Genomic DNA, 22378 nt, shown 5'->3' on the forward strand with positions numbered 1-22378 from the left:
TAGAGAAATACATCGGTTCCGATGAAGCTTGGGAAAAAGCGCAAGGTGCTATCCGCCGCGCGGTGGAAACTTTGGGAATGAATTATTTTGAAGGAATTGGGGAAGCGGCTTTTTACGGGCCGAAACTCGATTTCATTTTCCAAGATGTGTTGGATAGAGAATGGCAATTAGGAACTGTTCAGGTAGATTATAATTTGCCAGAACGTTTTGATTTGCAATACGTCTCAGAAGACGGCAGCCGCCAGCGTCCGGTGATGATTCACCGCGCTCCTTTCGGTTCTTTGGAGCGTTTAATTGGGATTTTGATCGAACAGTATGCAGGGGATTTCCCGATATGGTTAGCGCCGATTCAGGTGCGGTTGTTGCCTGTCAGCGAGGAGTTTTTGCCGTTTGCTAAGGAAGTGGAAGCGAGGATGAAGGCGCTGAATATTCGCGCGGAAGTTGAGAGTAGCGAACGTTTGGGCAAGTTGATTCGCAATGCTGAGAAGGATAAAATTCCGGTGATGTGTGTTGTGGGTGCTAAGGAGGTTGAGGCGAATAGTTTGAATATTCGGACTCGGGCTGCTGGGGAGTTGGGCGCGATTGCGGTTGATGAGGCGATCGCAAGGTTGCAAGCTGCTATTAGTAGTTACGGGGATTTTTAAGCGAAATATTGTATCTGCTTGAACAGTAACAATCAAATTAGGTTCGATCGTTCGGACTTCAGTCCTTCTTTATTACAAACTTTTAAGCAGGACTGAAGTCCTCACTACAAACCGCGATCGAGACGCCCGTTACACATTTTTCAGAAGTGGCGAGACGCCCATTCCACAATTAACGCAGATGATAGTTTGATATTGTCTGCGTTTTTTTAATATGTTTGCTAAAATGATAGTAATCAATGGGAGGTACGATTATGCCTAATCCATTTCCGGGGATGAATCCCTATTTAGAAAGTCCTGACTTTTGGCGGGCAGTTCACAATCGCTTGATAGTGGCGATCGCGGATTTTTTGACTCCGCAACTGCTACCTAAGTATTTAGTGGACATTGAACAAAGAATTTATCAAATCAGCGGGGAAGATGCTTTATTAGTCGGTATTCCCGATGTGGCGGTGCAGCGATCGCCAATTCAAGCAACTTCTAGCACTGGAAATGTCGCTGTTATGGCATCGCCTGTGACGGCTTTGAGAGTGAGAGTGCCTACAACAGTGGAAGTTAGAGAAAGTTATTTGCAGGTAATCGAACAGGAAACTCGGAAAGTAGTTACAGTAATAGAAGTGCTTTCACCGACAAACAAGCGCGGTAAAGGGCGCGAGATGTATGAGGAAAAGCGGGATAAAGTGTTCGCAGGGCGATCGCACTTAGTGGAAATTGACTTGCTGCGAATTTACGAACCTCTGCCTGTTTTTGGGGAAAATATTGAGGGAAGTTACCGAATTTTGGTGAGTCGGGGAGATTGTCGCCCTATGGCTGATTTGTATTTGTTTAATCTACCGGATGCAATTCCGCCTTTTCCTTTGCCTTTGCGCGGCGACGATGCGGAACCACTTGTGCATTTACAAGGGTTGTTGAATGGAGTTTATAATCGCGCTGCCTATGATTTTAGAATCGATTATACCGCCGAACCCGTGCCGCCGCTTGCCGAACCCGATGCTGTTTGGGCTGATGCTTGGTTGCGGGAGATGGGATTGAGGGGATGATAACAGTGGCTGAACGCATTAAAATCAAAGAAACCGGGTTTTTCGCAGTTTCTGGATGGTGTATCGCTTTTCTCGGAAAAACCCGGTTTCTGGCCACACCCAAAATCAAAGAAAGCGGGTTTTTCGCAGTTTCTGGGCGGTGTATCGCTTTTCTCGGAAAAAACCCGGTTTCTAGCCACCCCTGCATAAGTCCTAAGTAAGTCAATCAACAGGAGTTAAATCAATGCCTAATCCATTTCCAGGAATGAATCCTTATTTAGAAAACTCTGACTTTTGGCCAGAAGTACATCACTTGCTGATTGGCATGATTCAGGAGTCTTTAGTTCCGCAACTGGTGCCGAAGTATCGAGTTGCAATTGAAAAGCGCATTTATGAAATTAAGGGAGAACAATCCTTGTTAGTCGGGATTCCTGATGTTTCGATCCAGCACAATCCGATTCCTAGAAATTCAAGTACATCTAATGTAGCTGTCGCCACACGAACTACTGAACCTTTGAAAATCAGATTAGCCATGTCTGAGGAGGTGAGAGAAGGATATTTGGAGGTGATAGATATGGCGACTAAGGAAGTTGTCACGGTAATTGAAGTTCTTTCACCTGCTAATAAACGGCCGGGCAAAGGGCGCGAAATGTATGAGGAAAAGCGGGATAAGATATTCGGAAGTCGCACTAATTTCGTGGAGATTGATTTGTTGCGGGGTTGGGAACCTCTCCCAGTTTTGGACAATGATATTGCAGCCCATTATCGAATTTTGGTGAGTCGGAGCGATCGAAGACCTGCGGCGGATTTATACTTATTTAATCTACCAGATGCGATTCCTGGTTTTCCGTTGCCTTTGCGTGCAGGCGATCTGGAACCAATGGTAGATTTGCAGGCGTTGTTGAATACAGTGTACGATCGCGCCGCCTATGACTTTACCCTCGATTATACGGCTCAGTTAGTCCCTGCACTGTCAGAATCCGATGCTGTTTGGGCTGATTCTCTGCTGTACGAAACCAGCCTCCTGCCATCGGAAAGCTAAAAAATCATACACAAAACGTTACAAATTTGTTAACATCGTGTCGAGTCTGTCCTCCGCAGCCTCTGGTGTTAACCTTCTAAAATAACCGCTATGACTCAACCTCCCTCGCCAACAACCTCCGAAGAATCCGCCCCCGAAACCCCGGCCCCGACAAACAATGCACCTCCACCAAGTTATGTCAAGCTAGCAATGCGAAATATGGTTCGCAAGCGGGCGACTTCTCTGTTTCATTTTGCTTTGACTGCTGCCGGACTTTTGGGCGTACTCGTCGGTTTGGCTTTTCTCGATCGCTATTTCAACTCTTAGAATACCGATTGAAACCGCTTCGGTACAGAAACTCACCCACTCTAAGAGGGGGTTAAATACCGAGGGGTTCGATCCCATCGCGCGATCGACCCATTGCAATCTTCAGCAGATTATTGTAATCTGCCTGCTAAAAGCAAAAAGTCGATTACCCCGCCCAATTTTCACTTATCAAAAAATTGAATACATCCCTTGACAAAAGAACCGAAAAATGCTAATTGAGGTGAACGTCGAAGACTGTTATGGCATCGCCGACGCTGACAACCTCCCGGAGAATCAACCCAGCGGGGAGATTGCCACCCAAACCTGGGAAAATTGGTTTAGCGTTTGGCTAGAAAACCAGGAAGCAGATGTGCCAGAGGCCCCCGGCTACGAAGTCAGTCTGCGTTTAACCGCCGATGCCGATATCCAAGCCCTCAACGCCCAGTACCGCAAGCAAGATCGATCGACCGATGTACTAGCTTTCGCGGCTTTAGAGGTAGACTGTCCTCACCTAGAGGAAATGCAGTCATCGGAACCTTTATACTTGGGTGATATCATCATCTCGATCGACACAGCGCAGCGACAAGCCCAGCAGCAGGGACATCCCCTAAAGACTGAACTAGCTTGGCTCGCATCCCACGGTTTTTTACATCTTTTGGGCTGGGATCACCCGGATGAAGAGAGTCTGACTCAAATGCTCGATCGACAAGAAACACTGCTGCGCGCGATCGGACTTGAGATCCAAACAGCATAACTGACATTGAGGGTGACTCAACCAATCATGTCAAACCAAAGATAATTTCCTGAAATCATACCAAAACTTTACTAAAAACTTAGGAAAGTTAACTAGACTTAGTGAAGGAAATTTTCAAAGTCTAGCTTTCGTTAATCTCTGTAACTTAAAGTTGGTTGTTTATGACACTAGATCAACCGTCAATTACATCAAACATCCCACCGTTTGCGATCGTGCCTTCAGATTCTGCCATGCCTACAGTCCACGAACCTAAAAAAGCCTTGAAATACAAGCGAGAGCTTTCCTGGAAAATCGCATCTAGTTTAGCTACGAGTTTTCGGTATGCTTGGGGTGGGCTAACCTATGCTTTTGAAACTCAGCGCAATTTTCGGATTCACACTGTTATAGGAACTTTAGCGATCGGACTCGGACTGTTTTTGCAGCTCAAACCTGTAGAAATATCAGTGATCGGCGTCACAATTGGTATAGTTTTAGCAATGGAATTGTTGAACACGGCGATCGAATCAGTGGTAGACTTAACCGTCGGGCAATCTTACCACGAACTCGCCAAAATAGCCAAAGACTGCGCTGCCGGAGCCGTTTTGGTATCGGCAATGGCTGCGGCGATTGTCGCTGCTGCACTGCTGCTTCCTCCGTTATGGGTAGTTGTTCAAATTGCGATCGTCCGTTAGTGGCTTATTCCGCAGGCCAATCTTAGGTTTTAGATGACCAATTTGAGATTTTTGGTTTTATTCGTACATATTGCAGCTATTTTAATCTTGGGCATCTATCTAAAATCTTCAAACTATTGCATTCAGGCAGCGAGTCAATCTAAAATCTAAAATCTCAAACCTAAAATCCAATTTAACCCGTGATTATAGTAATCGATAACTACGACAGTTTTACATACAATTTGGTACAGTACCTAGGAGAACTCGGTGCTGATTTGCCCGTAGCAAAAGAAGTCCAAGTGTACCGCAACGACCAAATTTCCATATCAGACATTCGCCGATTGCAGCCCGCAGCAGTAGTGATTTCTCCAGGCCCGGGACGGCCGGAAGATGCGGGAATTTCTCTGAAATTGATCGAAGAATTGGGGCCGACTCTGCCAATTTTAGGCGTGTGTCTCGGACATCAAAGTATCGGTCAAGTATTCGGCGGCAAAATTGTTTCCGCACCGATATTGATGCACGGCAAAACTTCTCAGGTAGAACACGCAGGAGTCGGAGTTTTTGTAGGTGTAGAATCGCCGATGCTGGCGACTCGCTATCACAGTTTGGTAATTGAAAAAGAGAGTTGTCCAGAAGTGTTGGAAGTTACGGCTTGGGTGGAAGATGGCACGATTATGGGCGTGCGGCACCGGGAATATCCACACATTGAAGGCGTACAGTTTCACCCGGAAAGTATTTTGACTACTTCGGGAAAGCAATTATTACGGAATTTTTTGGAACGGCTTTAGGAAGAAGGAAGAGGGAAGTTCGGCAACGGATTCTGTAGCGGATGTAGCGGATGTAACGAATTCAGTTTGATGGAAGTCGGAAGTCGGAAGAAGGAAGTTCGGCAACGGATTCTGTAGCGGATGTAGCGGATGTAACGAATTCAGTTTGATGAAAGTCGGAAGAAGGAAGAAGGAAGAAGGAAGAAAGAAAAAGACATACACACTCAACTTGAACGCAAGCCGTATTTTACGTTTAATCAAGTGGATTTGCTTAGTTGAGCTTCTTTCGATTTGTAGAGTACGCAATGGGAATCTTACCGGAAAACTCGATCGCACATTTCGCACCTAGCGGCATTTTGTGATATAACAACAAACGACCAACACCCGATAACCGCAACCAAAAAAATGAAACGGCGACAATTAATAAGTTACGCACAGACGGGTTTGCTAGCGGCTTTCTTCACTGGTTTGCCATCTGGATGGGAAAGCTATCAAGCTCAAACTGCTGGTTCTTTGTCGGTTCAGTGGTTGGGACACACTTGCTTCTTGTTTTCCGGTGGCGGTGCGAGGGTGCTGGTGAATCCTTTTCGCCCCCTGGGCTGTACGGCAGGCTATCGTTCTCCTAAAGTACCCACAGATTTGATTCTGATTAGCAGCAGATTGCTTGATGAAGGGGCGGTAGACGGATTTTCTGGCAATCCCGGCCTTTTGTACGAACCAGGCACTTATAGGTCTAACGGGCTCAGGATTCAAGGCATTCGCACCCAAAAAGACCGTGAGGGAGGAAGGCGGTTTGGGGTCAATGTGGCTTGGCTGTGGCAGCAAGCCGGTGTTAAGATTTTACACTTGGGCGGAGTTGCTGGCCCGATCGGCATTGAAGAACAAATCTTAATCGGGCGGCCGGATATTTTGCTAATTCCCGTGGGCGGAGGGCCGAAAGCTTATACTCCGGCGGAAGCGAAGCAAACTGTGCAACTTCTTAAACCGAAAATGGTAATTCCCACGCATTTCAAAACCCAAGCCGCCGATGCTGCTGCGTGCGATTTAGTATCGCTAGATGAATTCTTGGGCCTAATGGATGGTACATCGATACGCCGATCGAATAACGACACGATTTCGATCAAATCTTCTGACTTACCTCAAACTGGTTCGGTGATTGAGGTTTTGAGTTACAGGTTTAACAGTTGAGCCTCTTTTTTTGTGAGCTTGCGTTATAGTAAGGAAGTTTTGGTCGATCGGGAATGCCAGAGATTTTTCTCTCTACTTTAGCCTTTTCAAACCTTACTTTTGTAGAGATTTGGCTAATACAAGAATTCATGTTCACTGTTTGACGTAGTAATAAGGAATTTAAACCGCAATGAAAAATCAAAACGTACCTAACTGGATGAAGCAACTCGCAGGTTTCGCAGGAGTAATCGGCGCTAGCGCGCTAATTGGTTTCCCCGCTTGGGCTCACATCAACTCCAACACAAATGTTGCTAATGCAACTCAAACTCAACAACTTGCAGGAAATCCAAAAACCGCTGCTTCACCAGCACCAACAGCCGCTACTAAGGATATTGTCGCTATTGCATCTGGCGACGCTCAATTTAAGACATTGACAAAGGCTTTGGGAGCAGCAGACTTGGTTAAAACCCTCCAAGGAAAAGGCCCTTTCACTGTTTTTGCACCGACAGACGCGGCATTTGCTGCCTTGCCAAAAGCAACTTTAGATGATTTGCTCAAACCAGCAAATAAAGCCAAACTTGCCAAGATTTTAACTTACCACGTTGTTTCTGGTTCAGTTTTATCTACCAGCCTCAAATCAGGCGATGTTAAAACCGTGGAAGGCGGCTCGCTGAAGGTGGTAGTTGCCGCAGGCAAAGTTACTGTTAGCGACGCTAATGTTGTGAAAGCTGATATCAAAGCTAGCAACGGCGTTATTCACGTAATTGACAAAGTTTTGCTCCCCCCTGATGCAAAATAGGACGAGCATTTTGGGTCTCAAATGATCTCAAATTAGGTACGTTGTTGGGCTTTAGCCCTCTTTATCTATACGTCTAAGAGGGTGTTTGAAAACACCTTTCATTGGTATCAAAAGACCCGATTCTCCTAACCACCTTTCCAACGGAGAACCAGAATCCAACTCAAGGTCCCCCTTGGAAAGCGGGATGCGAGGGGGATCGGGTATTAAAGGGCACAACTTTTGACTTTTGAAATACCCTATAAAGAGGGCTAAAGCCCAACAACGTACCTTTATTTATTAATATCACAGTAACCCAAACGTATGGGATAGATTACAAAAGTGTCGGCAACATGAGAGTAAAAGTTGACCCCTTGCCTAACTCGCTATTAACAGTAATTTCTCCCCCCAGCATCTCAGAGTATTTCTGCGCTATAGCCAAACCCAAACCCGTACCTCCGTACTTGCGGGTAGTCGAAGCATCAGCTTGCGTAAAAGGTTGAAATAACTTTTCTAGCTGTTCCGGAGTCATCCCAATTCCCGTATCAGTACAATTAAAAATTAACTCTTCAACATCCCAACTATTCTCGTCATTTTGATTTTTTTTAACGCTGAGTGTAACAATCCCTTGCTGAGTAAACTTCGCTGCATTGCTCAGCAAATTAAATAAAATTTGAGTTAACTTAGTTTTATCGGAATGCAATTGGCCAATATTAGGATCGCATTCAACATTCAGGCGATTGTTGTTTCGGAAAAATAACGGCTCAACAGTTTTTACTACATCTTTAATTGTCTCGAATACGTCAAAAGTTTCTAATTCAAGTTCCCCGTGACCTGCTTCAATCTTCGACAAATCCAGAATATCATTAATCAATCCCAGTAAATGGTTGCCTGCATTGTGAATTCTTTCCAAATCCGACACAAAGTCTTCTTCGCCAATATCTAAAGCATCTTCTTGCAGAATCTCGCTGTAACCGATAATCGCATTCAGAGGAGTTCGCAGTTCGTGGCTCATGTTAGCCAAAAACTGACTTTTAGCCAAATTAGCTGCTTCTGCTGCTTCTTTTGCCTTATAAAGTTCTGCCTCGGCTTGCAAGCGGTCGGTTACGTCGTGAGCCAGCACTAATTCAGCTTTTCTGCTGTCAAATATCAGGGTATAAGAAGTAACTTCTACATCAATAATTGTGCCGTTTTTTGTCTGGTGCTGCCACACACCCCCAAAATCAATTCCGGCATCTACTTGGGATATATTTTCTAGCAATCTGGACAGTTCTTGGCGCGGACGAATATCCGCAACGGTCATGTGGAGAAATTCGTCGCGAGTGTACCCGTAGTGCTCGACAGCAGCTTGATTGACGGCTATAAATTCCAGAGTTTCTAAGTCGTAAACCCACATCGGATGGGGGTTGTTTTTAAACAAAAGTCTGTAGCGTTCTTCGGAGGCTCGGAGTTCGGCTTCGGCTTGCTTGCGCTCGGTAATGTCGCGGACAACAGTGCAAATAATCTCGCGGCCGCCGTAGGAAATCAGGCTGGCGCTTACTTCCACGTCCATGCAGGAACCGTCTCGGCGGCGGTAGAGAACTTCGCCAATTCTGAGTTGTTTCTCTCTTAGCAGGAACAGGATATTTCGGTCAACTAGGTCTTTGGAATAGGCGACGATATCGTAAACACTCAGTTGCGAAATCGCATCAAGACTGTAATCGAGCAAGTTTCTAAAGGCTGTATTGGCTTCTAAAATGCGTTTGGTTTGAGCGTCCCACAGGAAAATGCAGTCTGTAGCTTGCTCGACAACGGCTCGGTAGCGGGCTTTTTCCTCAAGTTGTTCGCTTTCGGCGCTGGCGATCGTCCCGAGCATTCCATTGATAGTATGGGCAAGGTCGGCCAACTCGTCTGCGCCCGTGACCGGCAGTCGCACCGAGAGGTCTTGGCTGCTGCTGACGCGGTTAACTGCTTTCGCCAAACTGCTCAACCGAGACAGCACCAAATGCTCAATCAGCAGCAGAGTGCAGCCGATAAATCCTATTCCCGCTAACCCCACAGACACCAGTAGGTACATTAAACTGATTTGACCTTGGCGGTAGATTTCTCTGGGCATATCCACCCGTAGAAGTAGCGCGGGTCGATCGTAAATATCCTGGATCAAAGCATAACCCGCCATCAAATCTTCGCTGACAGGACGCACAAAAATCGTTTTTTTCGCCGACAGTTTTTGCCGTGCTTTCACAAAATCAGCGGGTAAATCACGCTCATCAATGCTGTGTACAATCAATGGCAAGCGAGTAATTTTAGAAAGCTTCTCAATGCCCGCAGCATCCAAATTGCGCCCGAATACCAGCGTGCCCCGAATCGGGCCGGTGCTTTTTGTAGTGAGAATTGGCCGGGAACTAATCAGTATCGGCCCTGAGGGCAGCAGCAGGATACCAGCGAGGCTACTTTTGGGATTGGGGTGCTGCAACAGCGGGTCGTTGAGAGAAATATGCTCTTTTAATGCTTCTGGAACAGGCGTTAGTTTCATCTTGTCGCTGTCTAAACCCGTACCGTAAACTATTTTGCCAGAAGTATTGACAAATATGGCTAGATGAACTCTCAAATTATTCAGCCCTTCTGGAACTAAATTCGAGGCAATGAATTCTGAGTTGCGGTTTTGGATAAAAGTGTAGGTGTCATCCCAGGCAGACCAGTCAGCAAAGCGCGAGTTGAAGTCATCTGCGGTTTGCCCGAACACGCTGAGCACTCCCTTGACAACCTGTGTGGCTTCTTGTTCCTCTGCTTTGACAAGGCTGCCCAAAAGGATGCTGGAGGAGGCTGCATAGAGAATGCCAGTCAGTCCAGCGATGGTAATGCCAACTATTGATAGTGTTTTCCGACGCAGTTTCATCTTGCCGAGTGTGTGATGTCAGTCTGAAATTCTCAACTCAGGAGCAATTTTACTGCTGTTTCCTGAATCCTGGCTGCTGGCGCTGCACCAGTCTGCCGGGAGGGAGTTTTGTAGGGCGCCCCGTAGCCTCACATTTTCTAGGGTAATTCGAGTTTGCTGTCAGACGCACCCTACCGCTGCCTTGTTAAGGAGTATACAGCTAACATATGCTGACTTCAGGCATAGGGATGAGACCTGGTTTTTTGTTAAACAAGATCTTCGCCAAACCGGAAAATCCCCTCAGAAATTAGGTTGGGTTGAGGCACTCGTACCGAACAAATAGGTTTTTGTTTCGCTTTGCTATACCCAAGAAACCAAGAAAATCGCGCTACTGGTTATACCAGTTTCAGAAATGAATGCAACTGTAGGGAAACTCCAAACTCTTATGCAGTAAATCATTCCCAATTATTTAATCCCCAATCGAAAATCGAAAATGGTATTAGTTTCCCCACACCTGCTGTTTGTGAGCTTCCTTGCAAATACCCAAAATGCGCCGATCGTTCTCGCTGACGGCGGAAATAGGGTGATACTGTTGCAGGTTTACGGAGTAGGGAGAGCGACTGCCGTCGTAAGTGTCCACTACTGTTAAATTTAACTGAGTTCGCTCCGCAGTGCCGTAAAAACAGTAAAAAGCAGACCGAGGCAGGTAAAAAGCACCGACTACTTTGCTCTGTCGCATTTCAAATACAAAATATTCTTTTTTAATTCGATCGGGCTGGCTGGACTGGCCGTAGAGGTAAATGCCGTCTGCTAAACCTGTGCTAGCGGTATCTGGCGCAGCATTTGGGAGCGATTGCGAGGTAAAAATGCCGGATTTGATGTCCGATGGCTGTGCCTCGCCTAGGGGAAATTCGATGCTGAAGTTACCGGGCGAGAGAGCAAGGGCGATCGCCTCTAAAGTGCTTGTTAATACGATCGAATAAGTCAAAACCACTTGCTTGCCCCAAAATTTCCCATAGCTGCTGCGCTGCCCTTCTTGTACCTGTTTCAAAGAGATATTACAGAAACCGGGTATTTTGCTTAATCCTGAATATTAAATTGAATGGGCGATCGCCCGCCCGGTTCCTAAATTCAAATCTCAGATTAGTTTTGATAAATTGCGATCGCCCATCAAGTGCGATCGACATCTTAAATATAGCGCTTTTCAAATCTTTCGAGGTACTTGTCAGCCTACCAATTACCCATTGCTATGTGTACCTCACTCAGATCGTGTCCAGTCGATAACCATCACAAGAAGGGTTCGTAGTGCGGACTTCAGTCCGCATCTAAAAAGCGGACTGAAGTCCGCACTACGAACTTTACTTATTTTGGTCAATTGGCCAGAAAGCGGACTGAAGTCCGCACTACGAACTTTACTTGTTTTGGTCAATTGGCCAGAAAGCGGACTGAAGTCCGCACTACGAACTTTACTTGTTTTGGTCAATTAGCCAGAAAGCGGACTGAAGTCCGCACTACGAACTTTACTTATTTTGGTCAATTAGCCAGAAAGCGGACTGAAGTCCGCACTACGAACTTTACTTATTTTGGTCGATCGACCGGACAGGATATCACTTGAAAATTGCTTGCTATCAAAATATCCTTCCTGGAAGCGCTTGCACAAAAAAAGAGTTGAGATTTGGATAAAATCTCAACTCTTTTAGTGACTAACTAGCCAAATATTCTCGGACTTGAGACTGACGCCGCCGCAGGTGGGCGAGGGCTTGATGTTCTAGCTGTCGCACCCGTTCGCGGCTGAGATTCAGGCGTTCTCCGACTTTCGCCAGAGACATTTCGGTGCCGTCTTCCAAACCGAAGCGCAGAACAATTACATCTCGTTGCTGGGGGGTCAGTTCTGATATCAAGGTATTGAGGTCTTGCCGCAGCAATTCCGAAGTAATGTAGTTGTCTGGAGATGCTGTTTCGTCTTCTAAGAGTTCTTGCAGTTCGGTATCTTGGTTATCTCCTACGCGCAAGTCCAAAGAAACTGGATGTCTTGCCATCAGCAGGTATTCCCGAATCTGGGAAGGTTGCAGTTCCAGGGCGGTGGCAATTTCCGCAGGCGAGGGAGAACGGCCCAACTGCTGGGTGAGTTCCCGCTGCACTTTTTTGATTTTGTTGAGTTTTTCGGTGATGTGAATTGGCAATCGAATGGTGCGCGCGTGTTGGGCGATCGCGCGAGTGATTGCTTGGCGAATCCACCAGTAGGCATAGGTAGAAAATTTGTATCCCCGCATCGGGTCAAATTTTTCGACTCCCCGTTCTAAACCGAGGGTGCCTTCTTGAATTAAATCCAAGAATTCCATATTGCGTTTCTGGTACTTTTTGGCGATCGCAACTACTAGGCGCAAATTCGCTTCAATCATCTTTTGCTTGGCGCGCCGCCCTAACTGCAAGATCCGGTTCAGTTCGGCTTCGGTCAATGCCATTTCGGCCGCCCACTCTTCATTCGTCAGATCTCGCTGCCATTCTTTAGCCAGCGCTTGTTTTGCTTCGATTAATTTCATCATTTGCTGTACCTGCTTCCCGAAAACAATCTCTTCTTCTCGGGTTAGCAGGGGTACTCGACCGATCTCGTGCAGATAGGTACGAACCGTATCCGTTGAGGAGTATGGCCGGCTGCCCATGCGATCGGCTTTCACTGTTTTGGTTTTGGGGGTGGTAGTGGACATGGGTGAGTATTGCACTCCTTGTAACAACAGATAAAAAGTTGGTGATACCCTGTCCCACTTTTACAAGTGGGATAAAGACTGCGACAGGGGGGATGTTACCCCTCCTGTTTATCGGTGACGATCGGTAGAAGCTTGTGGTATTGGATTACTTTTATGCTTGATTTTCCAGTAATCCCCGTCGATTTTCCGTAGCTTGCTAGCTTTTACGGCTAGTTCTAGGCGAAGTGAATTTGAGTTTACTTTTCTCAATATTATTCCAAATTTTGAGGCTCGTAAAGGGTAAAAACCTCTGTCTTAAGGTCAAGATTCTACATTTTTCCTTAAGGTTTTCAATTCCCTGCTAGTTTTAAGTGGAACTCAACTTCACAATACTCATGCAAACAGACTCAAGCAAACACACTCATGCAAACAGACTCATGCAATTCGAGGGCTTTGTTTTGCTCTCTATTCCATCATCGCTTGAATTTTTCTCGCTGCCTAGATGCTGCGATGCGAGATAACCGAACTCGATCGCCGTATTCGCTGCAACTTACCGTTTAAAATATTTCTTGACATTTTTATTTAAATATGCTAATCAACTTTTGCTGTCAGTGAGTAAAGATATATTAAGAGCGGGATGTTTGGCTATTTGAGTTAAATTTTGCCATTTTACTGAACAATATTTAACCTTATCCGTATTTTGTGAAGTTAGGGGTGAGGGGTGAGGGGGTGTGAGGGGAAAAGCTTTTGACTGAAAGCTGGGGGCTAATTTTTTTGACGTTCGATCGTAATTTCTAATTAAAGAGATTTTAAGGGCGATTCACGCTCGGGATAGCTACGCACGCGCGTACTTTGTAGCTCATCTAATTCTCAAGGCTAGATTAAACCCGCAACAAAAGCGACTGCTCTATATTAAAATTACCACAAAATCTCGATCGGGTGCTGCAATGAAAGCTAAAAATTTCCCACAATTAGCGTTACTATCGCTGGTGTGTGTCGCCTGTGTGCAAAACCCATTGGCACAAGCACCCGCCGCGTCGTCCGCACCCAATACCCCAACTCCTACGCCAATTCAAACTCGATCAATTTCACCTGCCGTTCAAACAGCAATAGCACAAGAACCCGCCGCATCGCCCGCACCCAATACCCTAACTCCTACGCCAATTCAGACTCCACCGATTTCACCGCCTACTCAAACACCAATAGCACAAAACACTCAAATTTCCACACCAATTCCGACTCAAACGAGTTTAGAGGTTGCCCAAAAACCTACAAACTCTCTGCCACCTGCACAAACTTACGACCTCCGGGTTATCACTAAACAACTATGGAGACGGCTGACAAAAATTACCTTTGGTGAAGATAGTATTATAGTTACTATGGTGATTACAAATGGTAGCAAGGAAGTTGTAATACTTAATGGTGAAAATGGTATGTATCTCTCCGACGATTATGGACAAAAATATAATTTATTACCTCCATTAAATAATCCCCAAATCATGATTAAACCAGGTACTACGCTCAAAGGGCAGTTTGTATTCGTAGGTTGGTTACAACCGAAAGCAAATAATTTGCGGATATATTCCACTATCAATTCTTATAGTTATACTGACCTATTCAACAATATTCCAATTAACAGGTAATTGAGAAATGACTAAGCTAATTAGACTAATTAATACTACGATAATCTCATCATTGCTTTTCGCGACCTCATCCTCTCAGTTGGCTGCCAGTAAATCCGCAAAAGTCGATATTTTTGAATCAGAATCAACAGCAGTTACAACCTTAGAAGTAATACCAATTAGTCCTACTACTGTAAAAGTTGAAATTCTTGCTCAGACTATAGTAAAAGTTGAGAATATCAGCGCGAATCAGACTGCCACAGAGGAGCAGCTACCAACTCAAATAACAACCGAGACTGTCAAAAAGATTGAAACAGAGTTGAACGCCGAGAAAGTACCTGAAGGCATCCGAATTAATGTGGCCGAAACTATTTTATTTGATTTTGACAAATATAACGTCCGCGCCCAAGCTAAACCCACTCTCACCAAGATCAATCTGCTGCTGAGACATTACAAAAATGCCCAAATATTAATCAACGGACACACCGACAACCACGGGGAAGATTCCTATAATCTCGAACTTTCCCAGAAGCGCTCCGCAGCGGTAAAATATTATTTTATCAACGTTTTCAAGGTGCAGAATACCCGAATGCAAACGAAAGGGTACGGCAAAACTAAACCGATTTCTCCTAATAATAATTTAGACGGCTCAGACAACCCGGTGGGGAGGGAGAAAAACCGCCGCGTTGAATTAATTATTAAAACATAGGAATTAGATTTCTTTAACCGCAGATGCACGCAGATTAACGCTGATAAAGAGGGATTTTTATAATGGTTTAATCTGTTGTTAAAATCCCAAATCCATCTTGGCAGATTCTGCCTCGGCAAACACTTGTTCGTCCGGCATTTCTTGCCAGTCAATATCTCCAATTTCTTTGTAAAATTGCTCGTCATAGGGACGAGTTTGCACGACTACCGGCATCGGTACGGCGTGCCCCAAAACTAAAGCTTGCTGTTTTGAGTCGAGTTTAGCTAAAACCGATCGCAAACTCTGGCCTCCAGAAACACCCGTAAAGATAGCATCGATGTCTTTATCGTCGTTTAGCAAGGCTGTGATGCGGGTGCCGACTTGCGACATCACCTCGCCGTCGATACCGGAGGGGCGCTGGTCTACAATCAGCAGAGTTACGAAGTATTTTCGCATTTCGCGGGCGATCGTCCCGAAAATAGTCGATCGGACGATCGCCGGATCGAGAAAGCGGTGGGCTTCCTCAATGGTAATCACTAACGGTTGCGGGCGATCGCACGGATTTTTACTCTGCAAAAACTTCTCAGCTTTCCGCACGTAAGCCCCATGAATGCGGCGAGTAATCACATTGGCTGCTAACATATAGGACAGCATATCCGAGTGAGAACCAAACTCAATTACTACATTTTTCCCTGCATCCAAACACTGCAAAACTTCACTTACATAATTTTTAGGACAGCGTTTGCGAATGTATTTTAAATCATTCAAACGCTCAAGCTTTCGCTGCAAAGCCATAATCGAAGATTTATTTCCCCGCTTTTCTTCGCAAAACATTTGAATATCTTCGTTGGTCATTTCCAGTAACTTATTGATCCAACCCTTACCCAACTCATTTCGCAAAATGATTGCATTTTCGATACTAGCTTCCGACAAATTTAACTCCCGCTGGACTAGCGAGATATCTTCCACTTCAATTTCCTCGAAACTCAAAAACAACTCTTGAGCATCGCGGACTCCTCGGCGCTTTGTCGATTCTGGATCGAGGGTGTAAATCTGCATTTTATCGGGAAACAACTGCCGCAAACCTTTAACAGTGCTAAATTGTTTCCCTTCCGAAACCGCTTCCCACCCGTACTCCGAGTGCATATCAAAAATTAGATTGACAGCAGCTTGCTTGCGAATAATGCCCGACAGCAGCAAGCGCGTCAGAAAAGATTTTCCCGTTCCCGACTTACCAAAAACTCCATTGCTGCGTTCCACAAATCTGTCTAAGTCCAAGCACACAGCCACATCCATGTCAATCGGTTTGCCGATCGCAAAATTGCGGCGGTACGGGTCATCTTCCCAGCCAAAAACCGCCCTAAAATCAGTTTCTTTGGCATCAAACACCTGGGAAAAGTGGCTGGGAATCGTTTTCACCGGCAGCAATTCCATATCGGCGCCACTTTGCGGCTCAAAAGAACCCAAATTTCCTAACGCCAGCTTTTTATCGGGGACTCCGTTACCTGTGGGATTGAAGATGGCTTGAGATTTTTCTTTTTCCGCAGTCAGCATCAACATCGGCGCCAGCTCGATCGTACCGTAGGTGCTGCTACCTGCGAGGACTGCGAGGAGAAAATCGTCGTTGGGGTTGGGAGGGTTGGATAAAATCCGAGAGCTGGATGTTCCGAGAGACACGTCGGTGAGCATACAGAAAAAGTGCGATCGTACCCCCCGCACTACTAAAAATTTCCCCACCCTCATATCTTCCACTGAAACGTCGGCGTGTAGTCGCACTTCTAATCCCTTGCTCAGGGAACCTTGAATAACAGAGCCTAACGGTTTGTCAGTAGTCATTAGTCAGTTGTTAGTTGTTAGTTGTTAGTTGTTAGTTGTTATTTGTTAGTTGTTATTTGTTATTTGTTATTTGTTAGTTGTTATTTGTTAGTTGTTATTTGGGGAGCATCCCATTTTTGAAAAAAGCATTTTTTATTATAGTGCGAGCGTCCCCGCTCGCGAGCAGTATAATCGCGAGCGGGGACGCTCGCACTATATGCAAAACTGAGATGCTCCCGTTAGTTGTTAGTTGTCAGCTTAAGATCTCGCGGGTCGTTGGGTTGTTAGTTGGGAGTTGTGAGTTGTGATTCGCCTGTTGTGCTTCGTTTTTGTTTATTTGTGATTTCCTAATTATTAGCAACTGTCAACTGTCAACTGTCAACCGCCAACCGCCAACCGCCAACTGTCAACTGTCAACTGTCAACTGTCAACTGTTAATTACCATTCCGATTCTAATGGTAGTTCAAAGAAACTCGGATTCAGATCTACATCAGTCAAATCCGTTTCGCTCAAATAAGCATCGGTCAAAGATACCCCTTTCAAACTTGCGCCTTTGAGATTTGCACCTTTAAGGTTAGCACCTCTAAGATTAACTCGGAATAAATGAGCATCGCTCAAGTCTACCTCAGTTAAATCGGCTCCCTCCAAATTTACTCTCATCAAATCTGCTTTTCTGAGATCTGCTTCATTTAACTTAGCGCCGCTGAGGTCGGCTTTTGTCAAGTCTACACCTCTCAAGTCGGCACCGCTCAAGTTAGCGAACAGCAAAGTAGCTCCGGTGAAATCTGTTTCTCTCAAATCGGCATCGCTCAAATTAGCGCCACTGAGGTCAGCCCTTGTTAAGTCTACACCCCGGAGGTCAGAAGAACTCAAATTTACTTGGTGCAAAATTGCGCCGCTTAAATCGGCTCCTCTCAAGTCTGTTCCCTCCAAGTTTGCACCTTTGAGGTAAGCTTTTTTTAAGCTGGCTTTGCTGAGGTCTACATTTTTGAGATTGACCGAACTCAAGTTAGAACCGCTCAAATTAGATCCGCTTAAATCTGACCCGTTTAAGTCGGCTCCGGTTAAGTTGACCCCTTGCAGCGATACATTGGGAGCAATTAAATAAGCTCCGCCAAGACGGGGGTCAATGCCTTCTGAAAAGAATGTTTGGTTGCTGTAAACAGCTTTTTCTAAAATCGTGCCGCTCAGACTGGCTTCCCTCAAGTCTGCGCCGCTAATGTTGGCTCCTGCTAAGTTTGCCCGATCGAGTTTCGCTCCAAATAAAATAGCTTTGTATAAGTTTGTCCGCCGCAAATCGGCTCCTTTTAAATCGGCTCCGGTCAAATCTACCATCGCCAGATTTAATCCTGGGAGCGAGGCATTGGGAGCGAGCAAAATTGCTCCCAATGCACCCGGGTCAATATCGTCGGGAAACATTGTCCGGTTGTTGTAGACTGTCTTGTCTAAAATAACGCCAGTCATCTGAGAGCCTCGCAAATCTGCTCCACTGAGATTGGCTCTGGTTAAGTTGGCTTGCTGGAGATTGGCTCCCACTAAATTGGCCTTGATCAAACTTGCTTGTTTGAGGTTGGCTCCCGTGAGTTCTGCTCCTACCAGAGTAGCTTCTCGGAGGACAGCACCCGTCAAATCGGTTCTGGTGAGGTTAGCTAAATTCAGAAATGACTCAGCTAAATCCGCCCCGCTAAGATTGGCGCGGGTGAGATCCGCTTCGATCAGATCTGCATACCTGAGAATTGCGTCGCTCAGGTTGGTTTCTCGGAGGTCCGTTCCCCTGAGGTTGGCTCCCCGGAGTTCCGCACCGCCGAGGTTGGTGCCTTTAAGCGGTTGTCCCCTGAGGTCGAGCCGGTGCAAAAAGTCACCAACGTTCATTTCCATGTCGATTTGCCTCTTGATTCTTCACGCCTGAAGATTGGGTCTGAAGCCTCCCCCTAAAGGGGGGAAATCAAACAAAATGATTCATTGCTTCAATCCTCTTCTATCGACGGCTATGGGTAGCTGTTAACTGTCAACTGTCAACTGTCAACTGTCAATTGTCAATTGATGACCTTAGCTTGACATTTCGAGGGCAGAATCGGGAATAGCGGAAAAACTATAGATTTTTTGAGGTTGAAGCTTCGCACAGGCGGATGCGACTTGTTCCAGGGGCAAGCTTTCGCGATCGAGCTGGACTTGCAGGGTTTTGAGCGGATCTGCGCCGGAGGAAACCATGAATTCTAATGTTTGCAAGTCGGACTCTGTGCTGATAGATTCAAGAATTTGGCCGATCGCCTTGACGTAAGGATGGTTTGTCTCCGAGTACCAGTCGGGAGCTGCGAGTCCGACTTGATCGAAGCCTAAATGAACGATGAGGGAACCTTCTCCAAACAAAGCGATGCCCACCGGCCGTGCTTCTTCTTGCAGCAGTAAGTCGTGGCTAGCGGCCAATTGCCGCAGTTTTTCGAGGTGTTCGTAGCGATTTTGGATGGCAGAATCTTCCTCTTTTCCTTCTTCCCTCGAACCTCTTGCTTCTTCCTTCTTCCGACTTCCATCCGACTTAGTTTCGTTCCACTGAATCGCTACTGTGACTAAATAAGTTTGCAGCAGCATATGACCTAGTTTTTCGGCTTTGGTTGCCAGATAGATCGAGTTGTAATCTGTGGCTTCAATGAGTAAGGGGACGCGATCGACTACTTCAATGCCGTAACCTTTCAAACCGGCAATTTTGCGCGGGTTGTTGGTAATCAACCGAATTTTTTCCACTCCCAAATCGTTAAGCATTTGTGCTCCAACGCCGTAGTTCCGCAAGTCGGCGGGAAAGCCCAAGCGTTCGTTAGCTTCTACGGTATCGTATCCGATATCTTGCAGCGAGTAAGCTTTGAGTTTATTGACCAGTCCAATCCCCCGACCTTCTTGGCGCAAGTAAACTATGATGCCGCAACCGGCATTTTCGATCATTTTTAGTGCCGCTTGGAGTTGCATCCGACAGTCGCACCGCAGGGATCCCAAAGCATCTCCGGTCAGACATTCCGAATGCACCCGCACCATCACGGGTTTGTCTTTAAATTCTGCCGGGTCGCCCTTGACAATGGCAACGTGTTCTGAATTGTCTTGAGTGTCGCGGTAGGCGTAGATCGTAAACTCGCCGAATTCAGTCGGCAATTTGGCGACGGTTTCGCGGCGGACAAATCGATCGTGCTTCAGGCGATAGCTAATTAAGTCAGCAATGCTGATGATTTTGAGGTTGTGGGTTTTGGCATATTCGATCAATTCGGGCAACCTCGCCATCGAACCGTCGGGGTTTTGAATTTCGCAGATGACGCCGCTGGGATAGAGGCCGGCGAGTCTGGCGAGGTCAACTGATGCTTCGGTGTGTCCGGCGCGTTTGAGGACGCCACCATCGATCGCCCGCAGCGGGAAAATATGACCGGGACGGCGCAAATCTTGAGGTTTGGTATCTGGGTGGATGGCTACTTGGATGGTGCGGGCGCGGTCTTCGGCGGAGATACCGGTACTGACGCCGTTGACTGCATCGATGCTGACGGTAAAGGCAGTTTGGTTCTTGTCGGTGTTTTTGCTGACCATGAGAGGCAGTTCTAGGCGATCGAGTCGATCGCCGGTCAAGGCCAGACAAATCAGACCTCGCGCCTGCACTGCCATGAAATTGATATTGTCGGGGGTGGCGAATTGGGCGGCACAAATCACGTCGCCTTCGTTTTCGCGGTTTTCGTCATCGACTACTACCAGCATCCGACCTGCTTTCAGGTCTGCGAGGGCGCTGTCAATTGAGTCAAATTGAAAGGATTGAGTTGAGGTGTTGTTGTAGGGCACTGAGGAGTTCAAGCTATAAACAGTATTGTTATGGAAATAGAATCTATTATTGATTGTAGCCTGTTGTTTCCGGCAGGGCGATCGTCCGAGCCAGATGAGTTTAACATTATTTTTGAGCTTGCCTACTAGAATAACTGCTTTTTGTCAATCAAAAATTGCCAGAATATTTCATGAGTTCGATCGAGATTGCGAGGCTTTTAGGGGAAGAGAAGGAAAATTATGTTGATTCTAAATCCGAATTTTTTAGATATTAATGCGATCGTTATAGCGCGGTTGAGTTGTTGATTTAGCAATTGTGGCGATGACGAAAGCAGCGACAAGCGATCGGATTTGCAATTGTCATGTATGATTTTGGGGCGATCGCTCTGACCGAATCTCGCGCTATTCTTAAAACATGGATCAGTCTGAGGGAGGTCGCGTAATGAATATTACTTTAAGTCCAGAGCAGATGCAATTGATCGAGGCGCAATTGGCCCAGGGGTCGTTTAGTTCGCCCTCCGAAGTAATCACCAAAGCCCTCCATACTCTGGCGCAAACCCAGAAGCATTATTCGGAGTGGGAGGAGGAAGTGCGTCAGTCCATTAAGGAAGCGGAGGCGGAACTATCGCGGGGTGAGGGAATTCCCTTAGAGACTGTGCGAGAACAATTGCAGGAAAAGTTTCGCAAAGCACGAGAGTGTGTCAAAAACTGTGAAACTTAGTGAAATTTCCGAATATGCGACATATTTACCAAAATTTTGAGGCAATGTTTCCCGATGAAAATAGAGCGTTTATTGACAATTTCAAATATTTGGGTTGATCGAATCATCAAGTCTGGTCTTTTTACAAATACAAAAGCTGACCCTAACATCTGATAAAATCTTATTATCAAAACAATACTTTTCTACCAGATGACCGCAATATTGTTATGTTCTGGGAAAATAGTGATACCCATCATCTACCAGAAAAATGACTAATTCTAAGCTGTCGCGCCGCAAAGTGCTACTTTTAGTTACTGGGGCTTCAGCTCTAGTCGCTTCTATTCCGGTTTACGCTCAAAAAAAGAAGCGACCTCGCGGCAATCGACGGTATTACGGAGATAAAGACTACTCAGATTACGACAACCGCTCTAGTCCAACTCCTACACCAGCCCCGACCCCAGCGCAGCCAGAAAAATACAGCCCGCCTCATCCTGCGTTAATACCTGCCGTTGGGGGAGGCGTTTTTAGTTTGTTTGGTGTCGTAGGTGCGTGGCTTTGGAAGATCAACCACAAAGCCTCTCAAAAATTGGCAACTTCTTCGCCTTCTACAAATCGTGGCAAGACGATCGATCCCATAGAGCAAGAACTCAATCAGATGAAATTTGAATCGGGTATGAACCGAGCCAAATCCGTGAGACGGGTGACATCGGCTCCCGCTCCCTCTGAATGGTATGTATTTCGCAGCGGTAAAGCCGAGGGGCCATATACCAAATTGCAACTATTGGAGGTTCAGAAGATTACCGATCGCACCAAAGTGAGACTTGGGGAAGCTGAGTGGCAGCGGGCTGGTGAAATTCCAGAATTAGCAGGGTATTGTAAAACTTCATTGACTTTATAGCCATTAATAGCCATGTATAGTATAGTATAGTCAAAAATCACGGCTAAACAATGCAGCTCGTTTCCAAGCACATTATCGATCGAAACCACTGGCTGTACAAGCAGCTAGATAATTTGTGCTTTCTTTCTAAGAATCTTTTCAACTACGCTAACTACCTAATCCGACAAAAATTTATCAGCTCGGGAGAATACCTAGATTATTACAAAATACAGAAAATATGTC

Annotated in this window: 20 protein-coding genes; 14 read left to right on the forward strand and 6 right to left on the reverse strand. The window is 46.0% G+C overall.

The features are described 5' to 3' along the window. From QZ918_RS28995 to QZ918_RS29035, 9 genes are all read left to right on the forward strand, one after another. On the forward strand, positions 1-644 hold a 644-nt coding region (locus QZ918_RS28995; protein WP_293341505.1), incomplete at its 5' end, for a His/Gly/Thr/Pro-type tRNA ligase C-terminal domain-containing protein. Positions 645-895: 251 nt separating this feature from the next. Further along, the gene (locus QZ918_RS29000) at positions 896-1681 is read left to right on the forward strand and encodes a DUF4058 family protein (protein WP_293341508.1); all 786 of its coding nucleotides are present in this window, start codon (positions 896-898) and stop codon (positions 1679-1681) included. A 223-nt stretch (positions 1682-1904) separates the two neighbouring features. Beyond that, positions 1905-2702: a DUF4058 family protein gene (locus QZ918_RS29005; protein WP_293341510.1), complete on the forward strand. Its 798-nt coding sequence runs from the start codon at positions 1905-1907 to the stop codon at positions 2700-2702. Between the two features lie 90 nt (positions 2703-2792). Further along, the gene (locus QZ918_RS29010) at positions 2793-3008 is read left to right on the forward strand and encodes a DUF3285 domain-containing protein (protein WP_293341512.1); all 216 of its coding nucleotides are present in this window, start codon (positions 2793-2795) and stop codon (positions 3006-3008) included. Between the two features lie 208 nt (positions 3009-3216). Beyond that, complete coding sequence (gene ybeY / locus QZ918_RS29015) at positions 3217-3741, forward strand: rRNA maturation RNase YbeY (RefSeq protein ID WP_293341515.1); 525 nt, start codon at positions 3217-3219, stop codon at positions 3739-3741. A 161-nt stretch (positions 3742-3902) separates the two neighbouring features. Next, the gene (locus QZ918_RS29020) at positions 3903-4412 is read left to right on the forward strand and encodes a diacylglycerol kinase family protein (RefSeq protein ID WP_293341518.1); all 510 of its coding nucleotides are present in this window, start codon (positions 3903-3905) and stop codon (positions 4410-4412) included. Positions 4413-4591: 179 nt separating this feature from the next. Next, complete coding sequence (locus QZ918_RS29025; protein ID WP_293341520.1) at positions 4592-5179, forward strand: anthranilate synthase component II; 588 nt, start codon at positions 4592-4594, stop codon at positions 5177-5179. Between the two features lie 384 nt (positions 5180-5563). Beyond that, complete coding sequence (locus tag QZ918_RS29030) at positions 5564-6346, forward strand: MBL fold metallo-hydrolase (RefSeq protein ID WP_293341523.1); 783 nt, start codon at positions 5564-5566, stop codon at positions 6344-6346. Between the two features lie 169 nt (positions 6347-6515). After that, positions 6516-7124, forward strand: a complete 609-nt coding sequence (locus tag QZ918_RS29035) for a fasciclin domain-containing protein (protein ID WP_293341526.1) — start codon at positions 6516-6518, stop codon at positions 7122-7124. 310 nt (positions 7125-7434) lie between these two features. Here the strand turns inward: QZ918_RS29035 and QZ918_RS29040 are convergent, their stop codons facing one another. Together QZ918_RS29040 and QZ918_RS29045 are read right to left on the reverse strand one after the other, a co-directional pair. Beyond that, a complete protein-coding gene (locus QZ918_RS29040) occupies positions 7435-9978 on the reverse strand; it encodes a CHASE4 domain-containing protein (RefSeq protein WP_293341528.1) in 2544 nt (847 codons plus the stop codon). 478 nt (positions 9979-10456) lie between these two features. Then, positions 10457-11008 (reverse strand): hypothetical protein, encoded by a 552-nt coding sequence (locus QZ918_RS29045; protein WP_293341531.1) that lies wholly within the window; start codon positions 11006-11008, stop codon positions 10457-10459. Positions 11009-11332: 324 nt separating this feature from the next. Between QZ918_RS29045 and QZ918_RS29050 the strand changes: the two genes are divergently transcribed. Continuing rightward, entirely contained in the window at positions 11333-11572 is a 240-nt protein-coding gene (locus tag QZ918_RS29050) for a hypothetical protein (RefSeq protein ID WP_293341534.1), read from the forward strand. Positions 11573-11660: 88 nt separating this feature from the next. On the opposite strand, the gene QZ918_RS29055 is transcribed toward QZ918_RS29050, so the two are convergent. Continuing rightward, positions 11661-12665, reverse strand: a complete 1005-nt coding sequence (locus tag QZ918_RS29055) for an RNA polymerase sigma factor, RpoD/SigA family (RefSeq protein WP_293148224.1) — start codon at positions 12663-12665, stop codon at positions 11661-11663. Positions 12666-13591: 926 nt separating this feature from the next. On the opposite strand from QZ918_RS29055, the gene QZ918_RS29060 reads away from it, so the two are divergent. Together QZ918_RS29060 and QZ918_RS29065 are read left to right on the forward strand one after the other, a co-directional pair. Continuing rightward, a complete protein-coding gene (locus QZ918_RS29060) occupies positions 13592-14287 on the forward strand; it encodes a hypothetical protein (protein ID WP_293341537.1) in 696 nt (231 codons plus the stop codon). Positions 14288-14294: 7 nt separating this feature from the next. After that, positions 14295-14975, forward strand: coding sequence for an OmpA family protein (locus tag QZ918_RS29065; protein ID WP_293341540.1), 681 nt, complete (start codon positions 14295-14297; stop codon positions 14973-14975). Positions 14976-15053: 78 nt separating this feature from the next. On the opposite strand, the gene QZ918_RS29070 is transcribed toward QZ918_RS29065, so the two are convergent. The 3 genes from QZ918_RS29070 to ribBA all read right to left on the reverse strand — a co-directional run bounded on the left by QZ918_RS29070 (position 15054) and on the right by ribBA (position 20579). After that, positions 15054-16790, reverse strand: coding sequence for a helicase HerA domain-containing protein (locus tag QZ918_RS29070; protein WP_293341543.1), 1737 nt, complete (start codon positions 16788-16790; stop codon positions 15054-15056). Between the two features lie 417 nt (positions 16791-17207). Beyond that, a complete protein-coding gene (locus QZ918_RS29075) occupies positions 17208-18647 on the reverse strand; it encodes a pentapeptide repeat-containing protein (protein WP_293341546.1) in 1440 nt (479 codons plus the stop codon). A 171-nt stretch (positions 18648-18818) separates the two neighbouring features. Further along, the gene (gene ribBA / locus QZ918_RS29080) at positions 18819-20579 is read right to left on the reverse strand and encodes a bifunctional 3,4-dihydroxy-2-butanone-4-phosphate synthase/GTP cyclohydrolase II (RefSeq protein ID WP_293341555.1); all 1761 of its coding nucleotides are present in this window, start codon (positions 20577-20579) and stop codon (positions 18819-18821) included. 421 nt (positions 20580-21000) lie between these two features. On the opposite strand from ribBA, the gene QZ918_RS29085 reads away from it, so the two are divergent. Both QZ918_RS29085 and QZ918_RS29090 read left to right on the forward strand, forming a co-directional pair. Next, positions 21001-21279: a ribbon-helix-helix domain-containing protein gene (locus QZ918_RS29085; RefSeq protein ID WP_293341549.1), complete on the forward strand. Its 279-nt coding sequence runs from the start codon at positions 21001-21003 to the stop codon at positions 21277-21279. Between the two features lie 247 nt (positions 21280-21526). After that, positions 21527-22156, forward strand: a complete 630-nt coding sequence (locus QZ918_RS29090) for a DUF4339 domain-containing protein (protein ID WP_293341552.1) — start codon at positions 21527-21529, stop codon at positions 22154-22156. Positions 22157-22378 lie beyond the last annotated feature (222 nt).

The organism is Microcoleus sp. CAWBG58 (assembly GCF_020883045.1).
GTDB lineage: Bacteria > Cyanobacteriota > Cyanobacteriia > Cyanobacteriales > Microcoleaceae > Microcoleus.

What these genes read in the sequence shown, in the direction of transcription:
- QZ918_RS29000 (WP_293341508.1), top strand. Translation starts at nt 896, where the DNA reads ATGCCTAATCCATTTCCGGGGATGAATCCCTATTTAGAAAGTCCTGAC.
- QZ918_RS29005 (WP_293341510.1), top strand. Translation starts at nt 1,905, where the DNA reads ATGCCTAATCCATTTCCAGGAATGAATCCTTATTTAGAAAACTCTGAC.
- QZ918_RS29010 (WP_293341512.1), top strand. Translation starts at nt 2,793, where the DNA reads ATGACTCAACCTCCCTCGCCAACAACCTCCGAAGAATCCGCCCCCGAA.
- ybeY (WP_293341515.1), top strand. Translation starts at nt 3,217, where the DNA reads ATGCTAATTGAGGTGAACGTCGAAGACTGTTATGGCATCGCCGACGCT.
- QZ918_RS29020 (WP_293341518.1), top strand. Translation starts at nt 3,903, where the DNA reads ATGACACTAGATCAACCGTCAATTACATCAAACATCCCACCGTTTGCG.
- QZ918_RS29030 (WP_293341523.1), top strand. Translation starts at nt 5,564, where the DNA reads ATGAAACGGCGACAATTAATAAGTTACGCACAGACGGGTTTGCTAGCG.
- QZ918_RS29035 (WP_293341526.1), top strand. Translation starts at nt 6,516, where the DNA reads ATGAAAAATCAAAACGTACCTAACTGGATGAAGCAACTCGCAGGTTTC.
- QZ918_RS29040 (WP_293341528.1), bottom strand. Translation starts at nt 9,978, where the DNA reads ATGAAACTGCGTCGGAAAACACTATCAATAGTTGGCATTACCATCGCT.
- QZ918_RS29055 (WP_293148224.1), bottom strand. Translation starts at nt 12,665, where the DNA reads ATGTCCACTACCACCCCCAAAACCAAAACAGTGAAAGCCGATCGCATG.
- QZ918_RS29060 (WP_293341537.1), top strand. Translation starts at nt 13,592, where the DNA reads ATGAAAGCTAAAAATTTCCCACAATTAGCGTTACTATCGCTGGTGTGT.
- QZ918_RS29065 (WP_293341540.1), top strand. Translation starts at nt 14,295, where the DNA reads ATGACTAAGCTAATTAGACTAATTAATACTACGATAATCTCATCATTG.
- QZ918_RS29070 (WP_293341543.1), bottom strand. Translation starts at nt 16,790, where the DNA reads ATGACTACTGACAAACCGTTAGGCTCTGTTATTCAAGGTTCCCTGAGC.
- QZ918_RS29075 (WP_293341546.1), bottom strand. Translation starts at nt 18,647, where the DNA reads ATGGAAATGAACGTTGGTGACTTTTTGCACCGGCTCGACCTCAGGGGA.
- QZ918_RS29085 (WP_293341549.1), top strand. Translation starts at nt 21,001, where the DNA reads ATGAATATTACTTTAAGTCCAGAGCAGATGCAATTGATCGAGGCGCAA.
- QZ918_RS29090 (WP_293341552.1), top strand. Translation starts at nt 21,527, where the DNA reads ATGACTAATTCTAAGCTGTCGCGCCGCAAAGTGCTACTTTTAGTTACT.